The sequence below is a fragment of the Streptomyces sp. NPDC097640 genome, assembly GCF_040302705.1.
In the GTDB taxonomy this organism is placed as follows: domain Bacteria; phylum Actinomycetota; class Actinomycetes; order Streptomycetales; family Streptomycetaceae; genus Streptomyces.
Window position 1 is genome coordinate 7442 of the sequence record NZ_JBEOSB010000049.1, and the last position, 15626, is coordinate 23067.

At 75.4% G+C, this 15626-nt stretch carries 2 protein-coding genes; both read left to right on the forward strand.

Features of this window, described 5'->3' with window-relative positions:
- The first annotated feature begins 1 nt into the window (after position 1).
- On the forward strand, positions 2–8176 hold the full coding sequence (locus ABTY62_RS45380) for a non-ribosomal peptide synthetase (RefSeq protein ID WP_352135258.1): 8175 nt from the start codon (positions 2–4) through the stop codon (positions 8174–8176).
- Positions 8173–15570 carry a non-ribosomal peptide synthetase gene (locus tag ABTY62_RS45385; protein WP_352135259.1) on the forward strand — a complete coding sequence of 2466 codons (7398 nt, stop codon included), beginning with the start codon at positions 8173–8175 and terminating at the stop codon, positions 15568–15570. The genes ABTY62_RS45380 and ABTY62_RS45385 overlap by 4 nt, the downstream gene beginning before the upstream one ends.
- Positions 15571–15626 lie beyond the last annotated feature (56 nt).

Below are 15626 nucleotides of genomic sequence, written 5' to 3' on the forward strand. Positions count from 1 at the left end.
GATGAGAGAGACCGCCCTTTTCGAACTGCCGCTCTCCGGTGCGCAACGGGAGATGTGGTACGCGCAGGCGCTCGACCCCGGCAACCCGGTCTTCACCATGGCCGACCACCTCGACCTGAACGGGCCGCTGGACCTGGCCCGGTTCGAGCGCGCCTGGTGGCAGCTGATCCGCGAAACGGAGTGTCTGCGGGCCCGGTTCACCGAGCGCGACGGCGAGCCCGTGCAGACGATCCACCCGCTCGGGGAGCGAACACTGGCGGTGCGGGACTTCCGGGCCGCCACCGACCCCGACGCCGCGTCCCGCCACCGGATGCGCGAAGACCTGCGGCTCCCCTCGTCCCTGGGCACCGAGGCCTTCCACAGCGAGCTGCATCTGCTCGGCCCGCGGCGGGTCAGGCTCTACGCCCGGACCAACCACATCCATATGGACGGGTTCAGCCGGGCGGTGTTCCACCAGCGGCTGGCCGCGCTTTACCAGAATGAGGCGGCCAAGGGCGGCCACGACGGAGCGGCCGCCGCGGACCCGCTGCCGCCGCTCGCCGAGCTGCTCGCCGACGAGAAGGCGTACCACGCCTCGCAGGCGTACGAGCGCGACGCGCGGTTCTGGGCCGGGCGGTTCGAGGCCGCCCCGGAGCCCACCCGGCTGTCCCTACGGCGCCCGGAACACGCCCGCCACACCCTGCGCCGCACCGCACCGCTGCCCGCCGCCACCGTGGCGCGGCTGGGCGAGCTGGCCTGGCAGGCGCGGGTCACCTGGCCCACCACGCTGATCGCGGCCACCGCCGCATGGGCCGCCCGGGCCAGTGGCGACGGAGAGGTGCTGCTGACCCTCCCGGTGCCCGCCCGGACGACCGCCACCGCGCGGGCCGTGCCCGGGATGCGCGCCAACTTCCTGCCGCTGGCCCTGTCGGTGCGCCCCTCGATGACCCGCGCGGAGCTGCTCGGGCACACCGCCGCCCAGCTGCGCGCCACCGTCCGCCACCAGCGGTACCGCGGCGACGAGCTGCGGCGCGAGCTGGGCCTCACGGGGGACGCGGACACCACATACGGGCCCACGGTCAATGTGCTGGAGTCCGGCGCCGACTTCGCCTTCGGCGACTCCTGCACGGGCCGGCTGCACAACCTGTCCACCGGCCCGGTGCCCGATCTCCAGATCATCTATCTGGACACGCCGGACGCGGGCTGGACGGTCCGTCTGGACGCCAACTCCAGCCTGTACACCGAATCCGAGCTGACGGCCCATCAGGACCGGCTGCTCGCCGCCATCGAGGCCTTCGCGCACGGCGCGGACGGCCTCCCGCTGGGCCGCGTGGACGTCACCCTGCCCGCCGAGCGGCAGCGGCTGCTGGTCGACTGGAACGCCACCGAGCGCACCGACGGCTTCACCGACGTGGTGGAGCGGGTCCGCGAGCTCGCCGGGCTGACCCCGGACGCGGTGGCCGTCGACGACGGCGCGACCCGGCTGAGCTACGCCGAGCTGGTCGCCCGCGCCGACGCCCTGTCCCGCACCCTGACCACCGCCGGGCTCGGAGCCGGCTCGCTGGTCGCGCTGGCCGCGGGGCCCGGCGCGGCCTTTGTGACCGCCCTGCTCGGCGTGCTGGGCGCGGGCGCCGCGTGGGTGCCGCTTGACGTACGGGCCCCTGTCGCCCGCGGGGCCGCCCTGCTGGCCGACAGCGGCGCGAAGGCGCTGCTGTTCGGCCGGGACCAGGAGGGGTTCGCCCACCAGGCGCTGGCCGCGTGCGGCACTTGGCCCCAGGTGATCGAGCTGGGCGCCACCGGACCGGGAGCGGAGGGCTCCGGGAATGCCGCGGCGGATCTCCTCCCGGTCGCGGGCCAGGGCGACGACCTGGCTTACGTGATCTTCACCTCGGGCTCCACCGGCCGCCCCAAGGGCGCGATGGTCCACCGCCACGGCATGGTCAACCACCTTCTCGCCAAGGTCGAGGACCTGGATCTGACCGCCGCCGACTCGGTGGTCCACAACGCCCCCGTCACCTTCGACATCTCCATCTGGCAGATGCTGTCCGCGCTCGTCGTGGGCGGCCGCACCCGGGTGGTGTCCCGCGAGGTGGCCGGCGATCCGCAGACGCTGTTCGCCCTGGCCGACACCGAGCGGATCACCGTGCTCGAAGTGGTGCCCTCGCTGCTGCGGGTGGCCCTGGACGAGTGGGACGCCGGGGCGGCCCGCCCGGAACTGGCCGCGCTGCGCCATCTGGTGGTCACCGGCGAGACCCTGCCGGCGGACCTGTGCCGCCGCTGGCTCGCGCACTACCCCGGCGTGCCGCTGGTCAACGCGTACGGGCCCACCGAGTGCTCGGACGACGTCACCCACGCTTTCATCCGCTCCGAGGCCGACCTGGGCCCGGTGCGGGCGCCGATCGGCTCGGCAGTGCGCAACACCAGCCTGTACGTACTCGGCGACGGGCTGCGCCCGGTGCCCGCCGGGGTGCCCGGCGAGCTGTACGTCGGCGGGTTCGGGGTCGGCCGCGGCTATCTGGACGACTCGCGCCGCACCGCCTCGGTGTTCGTGGCGGACCCGTACTCCCCGGTGTCCGGCGCCCGGATGTACCGCACCGGGGACCGGGTGGTACACCGGCCGGACGGCCAACTGGAGTTCCTGGAGCGCGTCGACCACCAGGTCAAGATCCGCGGCCATCGCATCGAACTCGGCGAGATCGAGGCCGTGCTGCGCGAGGTGCCCGGGGTCGTCGACGCGGTGGTGACCGTGGCCGTGGACCGCGAAGGCAACTCCCGGCTGGCGGCCTTCCTGTCCGGCTCCGCCGATGTGGTCGCCGCGCGCGACCGGGTGGCCGGCGCGCTGCCCGACTACATGGTGCCCGCCGCGTTCGTGGTGCTGGACGCCCTGCCGCTGACCGTCAACGGCAAGGTGGACCGCAAGGCGCTGCCGGAGCCGGACTTCGCGGCCGCCGCGGCGGGTTCGGGCCGTGCCCCGCGCACCCCGCGCGAGGAGGTGCTGTGCCAGCTGTTCGCCGATGTGCTGAGGCTGGAGCGGGTGTCCATCGACGACGACTTCTTCGGGCTCGGCGGCCACTCGCTCCTCGCCACCAAGGTGATCAGCCGGCTGCGGGTGCTGCTCGGCATCGAACTGCCCATCAGGGCGCTGTTCGACGCGCCCACCGTCGAGCGGCTCGCCGCCTCGCTGGACGGCGCCGGGCAGGCGCGCCCCGCGCTCGTCGCGGCGGACCGCCCCGCCGAGCTGCCGCTGTCCTTCGCCCAGCAGCGGCTGTGGTTCCTCGGCCACCTGGACAACCGCGGCGCCACCTACCACCTGCCGAGGGCGCTGCGGCTGTCCGGCGAGCTGGACACCGCCGCGCTGGCCGAGGCGCTGGCCGACGTGGTCGCCCGGCACGAGAGCCTGCGCACCGTCTTCCCCGAGGTGGACGGGCGCGCCACCCAGGTGGTGCTGGCCGCCGAGGTGGCCCGGCCGGGCCTGCCGGTGACCGAGGCGCCCGAGGACCAGCTGGAGTCGCTGCTCGCCGAGCGGGCGGCGCGCCCGTTCGACCTGGCGGCGGAACTGCCGCTGCGCGCCGAGCTGTTCCGGCTCGGCCCCGGCCGGGGGCGCCCCCAGCTACCGCTGGGGGGACCCCCGCCAGCGGTAGCTGGGAGGGGGCACCGCCCAGCGGTAGCTGGGGGCGAGCCGAAGGGGCGCGCCGCCCGCGCCGGAGGCGCTGATGTCGCTGTGAAAGGGAGAGCGCGCGGAGGCCCCGAGGCTGCAATCGATATGCGGCTCCGCCGCGCGAGTGGCCGAGGCTGCGATCCATATGCGGCTACCGCCGCGTGGTCGACCGTCGACAGGGGCTGTGGCGCCCCGGAGGCGAACCGAGCCGCGTATGCGGAGGAGCACGTACTCCTGGTCGTGCTGCACCACATCGCGGGCGACGGCTGGTCGGTGCTGCCGCTGGCCCAGGATCTGCGCCAGGCGTACGCGGCGCGGGTGCGCGGCAGGGCGCCCGCGTTCCGGCCGCTGCCGGTCCAGTACGCCGACTACACGCTGTGGCAGCGGGAGCTGCTGGGCGACGAGAAGGACCCGGACAGCCTGGCCGCGCGGCAGCTCGCCTTCTGGCGCGAGGCGCTGGCGGGGCTGCCGGACGGGCTGGAGCTGCCCACCGACTTCCCGCGCCCCGCGCTGCCCTCCTACCGGGGCGGCACCGTGGACTTCCGCGTGGAGCCCGAGCTGCACGCGGCCGTCACGAAGCTGGCGCGCTCGTCCGGGGCCAGCGTGTTCATGGTGCTCCAGGCGGCGCTCGCGGCGCTGCTGTCCAAGCTGGGCGCCGGGGAGGACATCCCGCTGGGCACGCCCGTCGCGGGGCGCGGCGAGGCGGCGCTCGAAGGGCTGGTCGGCTTTCTCGTCAACACGCTGGTGCTGCGCACCGATGTCTCCGGCGACCCGACGTTCCGGGAGCTGGTGGGCCGGGCGCGCGACGCCGACCTGGCGGCCTTCGACCATCAGGACGTGCCGTTCGAGGCGCTGGTCGATGCGGTCGGCCCGGCCCGTTCGCTGTCGCGGCAGCCGCTGTTCCAGGTGATGCTGGCCTTCCAGAACAACGCGCCCGCCGACTTCGGGCTGCCGGGCCTGACCACCACCATGGCCCCGGTGCCCACCGGCACCGCCCGCTTCGACCTGGCCTTCGAACTCGCCGAGGAGCACACGGACGGCGGCGCGCCAGGCGGCATCGGCGGACAGCTGGAGTACAGCGCGGACCTGTTCACCGAGGCGAGCGCCACGGTGATCGCCGAACGGCTGGTGGAGCTGTTGCGCAAGGCCACCGCCGGGCCGGACCGGCCGCTGAGCCGTCTGGACGCCCTGCTGCCCGAGGAGGCCGCGCGGATCCTCGGCCCGTGGGCCGGCGGCGGCGCCGAAGCCCCCGAAGCGGCCACGCTCCCCGAGCTGTTCGCGGCCCGGGTCGCGGCGGACCCGGGCCGTACGGCGCTGCTGGCCACGGGCGTGGGGCCGGTCACCTGCGGGGAGCTGGACGAGCGGGCCAACCGGCTCGCCCACCATCTGATCTCGCTGGGCGTGGGCCCCGAGGACACCGTCGCGCTGGTCCTGCCCCGCACGGTGGAGGCGGTGGTGGCGGTGCTCGGGGTGCTCAAGGCCGGTGCGGCGTATCTGCCGGTCGACCCGGCGTATCCGCAGGACCGCGTCGACTACGTTGTCAACGACGCCCGGCCGGCCGCGGTGCTGACCACGGTGGAGCGGGCGGGAGCGTTCCGGCGGACGGAGGGGATCCTCGCGCTGGACGCGCCGGGGACGGCGGCCGCGCTGGCCGCGGCCCCCGCGCACAGCCCGACGGACGCCGACCGGCGGGCGCGGCTGACGCCCCAGCACCCCGCGTACGTCATCTACACCTCGGGCTCCACCGGCCGCCCCAAGGGCGTGGTCGTGCCGCACGCCAATGTGGTGGCGCTGGCCGCCCAGGGCGAGCCGTTCGGGGTGCGCGAGGGCGCGCGGGTGCTCCAGTTCGCCTCGTTCAGCTTCGACGCCGCCGCCTGGGAAGTGTGCACCTCGCTGCTCACCGGCGCGGTGCTGGTGCTGGCCTCCGAGGCGGACCGGGCGCCCGGCGAGCCGCTCGCCGCGCTGATCACCGAGGCCCGTATCGACGTGGTCTGCCTGCCGCCGACCGTGCTCTCCGCGTGGCCCGAGGAGCTGCCGATGCCCGAGGGGATCACGGTCATCATGGCGGGCGAGGCCTGCCCGCCCGAGCTGGTGGAGCGGTGGTCGGCCGGACGCCGGATGATCAACGCGTACGGGCCCACCGAGACCACGGTGTGCGCCACCCTCAGCGAGCCGCTCGCCGGGGCCGTCAAGCCGCCCGTCGGCCGCCCGCTGGCCGGCAAGCAGGTGCGGGTGCTGGACGCTTCGCTGCGGCCGGTGCCGGTCGGCGTCACCGGGGAGCTGTACATGGCGGGCGCCGGGCTGGCCCGCGGCTATCTGGGGCGGGCGCGGCTGACCGCCGAGCGGTTCGTCGCCGACCCGTACGGGGAGCCGGGGGCACGCATGTACCGCACCGGGGACCTGGTGCGCTGGCTGCCCGACGGGACGCTGGACTACATCGGCCGCTCGGACGACCAGGTCAAGCTGCGCGGCTTCCGGATCGAGCCCGGGGAGATCGAGAGCGCCCTGCTCGCGGACCCCGGCATCGCCCAGGCCGCGGTGATCGTGCGCTCGGACCGGCCCGGGGAGAAGCGCCTGGTCGGGTACGTCGTCCCGGCCGGGGAGGATGCGCACCAGGCGCCCGACGCCGCGCGGCTGCGGGAGCGGCTGGCCGGGCGGCTGCCCGACTACATGGTCCCCGCCGCCTTCGTCACGCTGGACGCCCTGCCGCTGACCGGCAACGGAAAGCTGGACCGCAAGGCGCTGCCCGCGCCCGACTTCACCGCCCGCGCCACCGGCCGGGCGCCGGCCACCGCGCAGGAGGAGACGCTGTGCCAGGTCTTCGCCGACGTCCTGGGCCTGGAGCGGGCCGGCGCCGACGACAGCTTCTTCGACCTGGGCGGCGACTCCATCGTCTCGATCCAGCTGGTGGGCCGGGCCCGCAAGGCCGGGCTGCTGATCACCGCGCAGGACGTGTTCACCCACCGCACCCCCGCCGCGCTCGCCGCCGCCGCCAGGCCCGCCGACGAACACGTCGTGCTCGGCACGGACGACGGCGTCGGCACCCTGGCGCCCACCCCGATCGCGCACTGGCTCCAGGACCTGTCCCAGGAAGCGGAGTTCGCCGGATTCCACCAGGCGGTCGTGGTCCGCACCCCGGCCGGCGCCTCCCAGGCCACCCTGGCCGCGGCGCTCCAGGCCCTGCTCGACCACCATGACGCGCTGCGGATGAGCCTTGAATCCGCTGACGGGCGCTGGACGCTGCGGATCGCCGAGCCCGGCGCGGTGCGGGCCAAGGAGCTGCTGAGCCGCGTGGGCGTCGCCTCGCTGCCCGAGGAGTCCCTCGCAGAGGCGGTGGCCGGCTCGGCCGCCGCGGCCCAGGCACGGCTCGACCCGCGCGCGGGCGTCGTGGTCCGGGCGGTGTGGTTCGACGCGGGCCCCGGCCGCCCCGGGCGGCTGCTGCTGACCCTGCACCACCTGGTCGTCGACGGGGTGTCCTGGCGGATCCTGCTGCCCGACCTGGCCCAGGCGTACGAGGCGGTCACCCATCGCACCCCGGTGGCGCTCCAGCCGGTGGGCACCTCGCTGCGCCACTGGTCCGGGCTGCTGGCGGCCGAGGCGCGCACCGTGCGCCGCGGCGCCGAACTGCCCTTCTGGCGCGAGGTGGTGGCCACCCCCGACCCGCTGCTGGGCGCGCGCCCGCTCGACCGCGCCCGGGACACCGCGGCCACCGCCCGCACCCTGCGGCTGACCCTGGACACCGCCACCACGGCGGCGCTGCTGACCGAGGTCCCGGCGGCCTTCCACACCGAGGCCAACGACGTGCTGCTGGCCGGTCTGGCGCTGGCCGTGGCCGACTGGCGGCGGCGCAGGGGCGAGGAGAGCTCGGCGGTGCTGGTGGAGCTGGAGGGCCACGGCCGGGAGGAGTTCGCGGAGGGGGTGGATCTGAGCCGGACCGTCGGCTGGTTCACCACCACCTGCCCGGCCCGGCTGGAGGTGGGCTCGCACCTCGTGCACGACTCCGTCTGGGCCGAGGCCTGGTCGGGCGGGCCCGCCGCCGGGCTGGTCCTCAAGTCGGTCAAGGAGCAGCTGCGCGCCCTGCCCGACCACGGCCTGGGCCACGGGCTGCTGCGGCGGCTCGCCCCGGACACCGCGCCCGAGCTGGTCGCGGCCGGCCCGCCGCAGCTGGGCTTCAACTACCTGGGGCGGCTGCCCGCCCCGGTGGCCGAGGACTGGTCGGTCGCCCCGGAGGCGGCGCTGGTCGCGGCCGGCGCGGACCCGTCCCTGCCGCTGCCGCACGTGCTCGGCCTCAACGCCCGCACCGAGGACGGGCCGGACGGGCCGCGCCTGGTCGCCGCCTGGACCTGGGCGGCCGAGCTCCTGCCGGAGGAGGACGCGCGGGCCATCGCCGAGGCCTGGTTCCGCGCGCTGGGGGCCCTGGCCCTGCACGCCCAGAGCCCCGATTCGGGCGGACACACACCTTCCGATGTCGACCTGGTGGAGCTGAGCCAGGACGAGATCGACGAGTTCGAAGACGAGATGGATGCGTGGTCTCTGTGAGCGGAACCCTGAGTCAACCGGAAGGCGCGCTCCGAGCACCGGCGCGCAACCCCAAGCGGTCCAACTTCCAGGACGTCCTGCCGCTGACCCCGCTCCAGGAAGGGCTGCTCTTCCACGCGGTGTACGAGCAGCAGGCCGAGCTGGACGTGTACGCCGTCCAGCTGGTCCTGGACCTGGAGGGCCCGCTGGACACCGGCCGCCTCAAGGCCGCGGCCGCCGCCCTGCTCCAGCGCCACCCCAATCTGCGGGCGGCCTTCCGCTACCGCGGGAACGGCGATCCGGTGCAGCTGATCCCGCGCGCCGTCGAAGTGCCGTGGACCGAGACCGATCTGCGCTCGCTCGCCCCCGAGGAGCGGGCCGCCGAGGCGGAGCGCCTCACCGACGAGGACCGGGTGCGCCGGTTCGACGTCCACCGCCCGCCGCTGCTGCGGTTCATCGTGCTGGACCTGGGCGCGGGCGCGCACCGCGTCGTACTGACGGCACATCAGATGGTGTTCGACGGCTGGTCCATGCCGCTGATCGTGCGCGAGCTGTTCACCCTGTACGGCGGGAACGCGGCGGCTCTCGCCCCCGCCGCCCCGTACAAGTCCTATCTGGCGCATCTGGCCGGGCAGGACCGGGCCGCCGCCGAGGAGGCGTGGCGCGGGGCGCTGGCCGGGCTCGACGAGCCGACCCTGGTGGCTCCGGCGGCGGCGGGACGCGCGGCGGCGCTGCCCGGACACCACGCGGTGGAGCTGCCCCGGGCGTTCACCGCCGAGCTCACCGCCTGGGCGCGCGGGCGCGGCCTGACCCTGAACACCGTGGTGCAGGGCGCCTGGGCGGCCACCCTCTCCACCCTCACCGGGCTGCGCGACGTGGTCTTCGGCGGCACGGTCTCCGGCCGGCCGCCGGGGCTGCCCGGGGTCGAGACGATGGTCGGGCTGTTCATCAACACCCTGCCGGTGCGGGTCGATCTGGACCCGGCGCGCTCCTTCGCCGAGATCCTCACCACGCTCCAGGACCGGCAGACCGGCCTGCTGCCGCACCAGCATCTGAGCCTCACCCGCATCCAGCGGGCCGTGGGCGCCGGGGAGCTGTTCGACACCGTCCTGGTCTTCGAGAACTACCCGCTCGACCCCTCCGAGATGGCGGAGCCCGCGCCCGGGCTGCGCCTCGCCGCCCTCCAGGCCAAGGACGCCACGCACTATCCGCTGAGCCTGATGGCGCTGCCCGGCGAGCGGCTGCGGCTGGACATCGGATACGCCCCCGACCTGTACACCGCCGACGAGGCGGGCGCGGTGATGGACCGCCTCACGGGGCTGCTGCGCACCCTGCTCGACCACCCCGACCGCCCCTTCGGGCAGCTCGACGCGCTGCTGCCCGGCGAGCGCGAGCGGGTCCTGGACCTGCCCGCCGACCCGGCGGCCGAGGACCCGTTCGCGGATGTGGTGGAGCGGGTACGGGCGCTGGCCCGGGAGCAGGCGGAGGCCCCGGCCGTCACCGACGGCCGGGAGACCCTGAGCTACCGGGAGCTGGTGGCCCGGGGCAGCGCCCTGTCCCGGGAGTTATCCGGGCACGGCATCGGTCCCGGCTCGCTGGTGGGCGTGCTCGCCGCGCCCGGGGCCCGGTTTGTGACGGCGGTGCTCGGCACGCTGGGCGCGGGCGCGGCGTGGGTGCCGCTGGACGTCGCGGCGCCGATGGCCCGTACGGCCGCGCTGGTCGCGGACGCGGGGGTGGCCCTGCTGCTGACCGACCACGAACACACCGCGCTCGCCGCCGAGGTGGGCGGCGCGCTGCCCGTCCTGCCGGTCTCCGACCGCCGCGACGCCGTGAGCGACCTCGTCCCCGTGGCCGGGGCCGCCGACGACCTGGCGTATGTCATCTTCACCTCGGGCTCCACGGGCCGCCCCAAGGGCGCGATGGTCCACCGCCGGGGCATGGTCAACCACCTGCTGGCCAAGGTCGAGGACCTGGATCTGACCGCGTGTGACACGGTCGTGCACAACGCGCCCGTCACCTTCGACATCTCGGTGTGGCAGATGCTGTCCCCGCTGGTCGTCGGCGGTCTGCTGCGGGTGGTGCCCAAGCGGACGGCGGCCGACCCGGCCGAGCTGTTCGGGATGGTCGGCCCGGAGCGGATCACCGTCCTGGAGGTCGTGCCCTCGCTGCTGCGGGCGGCACTCGACAGCTGGGACGCGGGCGCGGCGATGCCCGATCTGTCCCGGCTGCGCCGCCTGGTGGTGACCGGCGAGGCGCTGCCCGCCGAGCTGTGCCGCCGCTGGTTCGCGTACTTCCCCGGCATTCCGCTCGTCAACGCGTACGGGCCCACCGAGTGCTCGGACGATGTCACCCACGCCGTGATCCATGACGCCGGCGAGGTGCCCGGGGTGCGGGCGCCGATCGGGTCGGCGGTCCGCAACACCGGCCTGTACGTGCTGGCCGACGGGCTGCGCCCGGTGCCCGCCGGGGTGCCCGGCGAGCTGTACGTCGGCGGGACCGGGGTGGGCCGCGGCTACCTGCGCGACCCGCGCCGCACCGCCGCCGTGTTCGTCGCCGACCCGCACTCGCCGCTGCCGGGGGCGCGGATGTACCGCACCGGCGACCGGGTGGTGCGGCGGCCGGACGGGCGTCTTGAGTTCCTGGAGCGGCGCGACCACCAGGTCAAGATCCGCGGCCATCGCATCGAACTCGGCGAGATCGAGGCCGTGCTGCGCACCGTGCCCGGGGTCACCGACGCGGTGGTGAACGTCGCGAAGGACACCCGGGGCGAGGGCCGGCTGGTCGGCTATCTGGTCGGCGCGGCGGACCCGGTGGCGGCGCGGGCGTCGGCCGCCGAGCGGCTGCCGGAGTACATGGTGCCGTCCGCGTTCGTCGTGCTGGCCGCCCTGCCGCTGACCACCAACGGCAAGGTGGACCGCAAGGCGCTGCCCGCCCCCGGGATCGCCACCTCGGCCGGGCGCGGCCCGCGCACCCCGCGCGAGGAGTTGCTGTGCCAGGCGTTCGCCGAGGTGCTCGGCCTGGACCGGGTCTCCATCGACGAGGACTTCTTCGACCTCGGCGGCCACTCGCTGCTGGCGACCCGGCTGATCAGCCGGGTGCGGTCGCTGCTGGACGCGGAGGTCCCGCTCCGTACGGTCTTCGAGGCGCCGACCCCGGCCGCGCTCGCCGCCCGGCTGACCGGCGCCGACGCGGCCCGGCCGGCGCTGACCGCGGGCGAGCGGCCCAGGCGGCTGCCGCTGTCGTTCGCCCAGCGGCGCATGTGGTTCCTGGGCCGGCTCGAGGGCCCGTCCGGCACCTACAACCTGCCGTGGACGCTGCGGCTGGCCGGGAAGCTGGACCGGCCCGCGCTGCGCGCCGCCCTCGGCGATGTGGTGATGCGGCACGAGGCGCTGCGCACCGTCTTCCCCGACGCGGCCGACGGCCCGTACCAGCGCGTCCGCCGCCGGGCGCGGATCACGCTGCCGGTGCACCACGTCGGCGAGGACGGGCTGGACGACGCGGTCGCCGAGTTCGCCTCGCGCGGCTTCGACCTCGCGCGCGAACTCCCCTTCCGGGCGGCGTTGTTCGTGCTGGGCGACCACCACCACGTGCTGGTGACGGTCATCCACCACATCGCGGGCGACGGCTGGTCCAACGCCCCGCTGGCCCGGGACCTCAGCCGCGCCTACGCGGCCCGGCTGCGCGGCGAGGAGCCCCGGTGGAGCCCGCTGCCGGTGCAGTACGCGGACTACGCGCTGTGGCAGCGGGAGCTGCTGGGCGACGAGAGCGACCCCGCGTCCCTGGCCGCGCAGCAGCTGGCGTACTGGCGCGAGACGCTGGACGGGCTGCCGGACGAGCTGGCGCTGCCCACCGACTTCCCGCGCCCCGCGCTGCCCTCCTACCGGGGCGGCACCGTGGAGTTCACCGTCCCCGCCGCCGTCCACGCCCGCGCCGCCGCGCTGGCCAGGGAGTGCGGGGCCAGCCTGTACATGGTGGTGCAGGCGGCGCTGGCCACGCTGCTGTCCAAGCTGGGCGCCGGGGAGGACATCCCGGTGGGCACCCCGGTGGCCGGGCGCACCGACGACGCGCTGGACGACCTGGTCGGCTTCTTCGTCAACACCCTGGTGCTGCGCACCGATCTGTCGGGCGACCCGACCTTCCGGGGGCTGGTGGGCCGGGTGCGCTCGGCGTCGCTGGCCGCCTTCGCCCACCAGGACCTGCCGTTCGAGCGGCTGGTGGACGCCCTGTCCCCCGCCCGGTCGATGGCCCGGCACGCGCTGTTCCAGACGATGCTGGCGTTCCAGAACAACGCGGCGGCGAGGCTGGAGCTGCCGGGCCTCACCGGGACCGCCGGGGCGGCGCGCACCGGCGGCGCCCGGTTCGACCTGGCCTTCGACCTGGCCGAGGAGCACACCGGGTCCGGGGAGCCGGGCGGGATCGCCGGGCGCCTGGAGTACAGCGCCGACCTGTTCACCGAGGAGACCGCGCGCACGCTCACCGCCCGGCTGTGCCATCTGCTGGACCGGCTGACCGCCGCCCCCGACGGCCGGCTGGGCGAGACGGGCGCGCTGCTGCCGGGCGAGCGGGAGCGGCTGCTGGAGGAGTGGAACGGCGCGCCCGCGCACCCCGCGGAACCGCCGCTGTACGAGCGGTTCGAGGCGCGGGTGACCGCTGTGCCCGACCATCCCGCGCTGCTCTTCGAGGGGCGGGCCACGAGCTACCGCGAGCTGAACGAGCGGGCCAACCGGCTGGCGCGGGCCCTGGTCGCGCGGGGCGCGGGCCCCGACCGGCTGGTCGCCATCGCGTTGCCGCGCTCTCCCGAGATGGTCGTGGCGGTGCTGGCGGTGCTCAAGTCGGGCGCCGCGTATCTGCCCATCGACCCGGCGTACCCGGCGGACCGGATCGCCTCCATGGCCGAGGACGCCCGGCCGGTGCTGGCCCTGACCGACCGGGACGTGGCGCGGGCGGTGCCCGGACTGGCCGCCGTGCCACGGCTGCTGCTGGACGACCCGTCGGCACGGGCGGAGATCGCCGCCCTTCCGGGGGACGACCTGCGGCCGCACGAGCGCCGTGCCGCGCCGCGCGCGGACCACACCGCGTATGTCATCTACACCTCGGGCTCCACCGGCCGCCCCAAGGGCGTCGTCGTGTCCCTCGGCGCCTTCGCCAACTTCCTGGCCGAGGCCTCGCGCCTGCTGGACCTGGGCGCGGAGGACCGGCTGGTGTCGGTGACCACCTTCGGCTTCGACATCGCCAACCTGGAGATCTTCGTCCCGCTGCTCTCCGGCGCCACGCTGGCCCTGGCCCCGCCCGCGACCGTACGGGACCCGCAGGCGCTGGCCGCGCTGCTGGTCGAGTCCCGCGCGACCGTCATGCAGGCCACCCCGACGCTGTGGCACGCCCTGGTCGCCGGGCACCCGGGCGCGCTGCGCGAGGTGCACGCGCTGACCGGCGGCGAGGCGATCGGCCAGGACCTGGCCGCCGCGCTGCACGGCGCGGCGCGCAGGGTGACCAATCTGTACGGGCCGACGGAGACCACCATCTGGTCCACCGCCGCCGAGCTGGACGGCACGGGCACCCCGCCCATCGGCCGCCCGCTGGCCGGCAACCGGGCGTATGTCCTGGACGCGGCGGTGCGGCCGGTGCCGGCCGGGGTGACCGGCGAGCTGTACCTCGGCGGGGCGTCCCCGGCCCGCGGCTACCACGACCGGCCGGGCCTGACCGCGCAGCGGTTCGTCGCCGACCCGTACTCGCCGGCGCCCGGCGCCCGGATGTACCGCACCGGCGACCTGGTGCGGCGGCGGCCGGACGGCACGCTCGACTATCTGGGCCGAGCCGACCACCAGGTCAAGGTGCGCGGCTTCCGGATCGAACCGGGCGAGATCGAGGCCACGCTGCTGAGCCATCCGCGGGTGGCCCAGGCGGTGGTGGTGGTACGCGAGGACGAGCCGGGCGAGCCGCGGCTTGCGGCGTACGTCGTGCCGCGCGGCGAGCCCGGCCTCGACCCGTCGGAGCTGCGGGCCCATGTGGCGGGCGCGGTGCCCGACTACATGGTCCCGGCGTTCTTCACCGAGCTGGAGCGGATGCCGCTGACGCCCAACGCGAAGGTGGACCGCAAGGCCCTGCCGGCGCCCGGGCTGCCCCGCGCGGCCACCGGCCGCGGGCCGCGCACCCCGCTGGAACAGACGCTGTGCCAGGCCTTCGCCGAGGTGCTGGGGGTCGAGCGGGTCGGCGCCGAGGACAGCTTCTTCGAGCTGGGCGGCGACTCCATCCGCTCCATCCGGCTGGTCGGCCGCGCCCGCGAGCTGGGCGTCGGACTCACCCCCGCCGATGTGTTCCTGCACCGGACGGCCGCGGGCCTGGCCACGGCGGCCACCGCGGCGGGGTCGGCGCCGGATGTGGCCGACGCCTTCGCCCGGGTGCTGCCGATCCGCTCCCGGGGGACGCGCCCGCCGCTGTTCTGTGTGCACGGCGGGGTCGGCCTCTCCTGGCCGTTCCTGGAGCTGGCCGGCGCGCTCACCGAATTCCCCGTGTACGGATTCCAGGCGGGCGGAATTCTCGCACCGAAACAACAGCCCGCCTCCGTAAGGGAAATGGCAGCGGATTACATCCGGAGTCTGGTGGAAATCCAGCCCGACGGCCCCTACCATATTCTCGGGTGGTCTTTCGGAGCACTGGTCGCCCATGAAATGGCCGTCCAATTGCAGGCGCAGGGGCGCGAAGTGGCGCTGCTGGCCGATCTGGACGGCTTCCCGGCGGCGGAGCGGGAGCCCGAGGAGGACCTGAGCGATCAGGCCCTGCTGGCCCAGGTCCTGCTGCGCTGCGGCCTCGATCCGCGAGGCCCTGTCCGGGCGGTCTTTGAGGCTGCGACATCAGCGGCTGACGCCGCGGGGCCCGCGGCGTCAGATGAGGGGGCACCTCCCGGCCGGAGGCTGGGGGAGCATCGCAAGGCGGAGGCTGCGACACCGGCGGCTGACGCCGCGGGCCCTCGTACTGGGCGCTGCGATCGATATGCCTCCCCCAGCTACCGCTGGGAGGTGCCCCCTGGCGTCGCGGGCCCGATAAGACCGCCCGGACAGGGCCTGGGTGCCGAGGGCGGGGGCAAGCTGGACGCCGCCGGGGTGCTGGCGCTGCTGGCCCGGGAGGGCAACCCCCTCGCCGAGCTCGACGAGGCGCAGCTCGGCAATCTCCTCCAGGTGATCCGCCACTTCAGCGGCCTCGGGTCGGCCCATCGGCCGGGCCGCTACCGCGGAGATCTGCTCCTCTTCGCGGCCACCCGGGGGCTCCCGGAACCGGCCCCCACCGAGGCTCGCTGGTCGGCCCATATCGAGGGCGCCATCGTGCGCCACGAGGTCGACGCCGACCACGACGGAATGCTGTCCCCGCAACCCGCCGCCCATATCGCCAAGGTGATTTCCGAAGCGCTCGGCGGCTGAGCCGAGACGAGGATACCCATGCCGGAAAAGGAACACGAGAGAGGACAACACCCGGA

Bases quoted from the DNA above. Each gene is read 5' to 3' on its own strand.
- ABTY62_RS45380 (WP_352135258.1), top strand. From the start codon at position 2: ATGAGAGAGACCGCCCTTTTCGAACTGCCGCTCTCCGGTGCGCAACGG.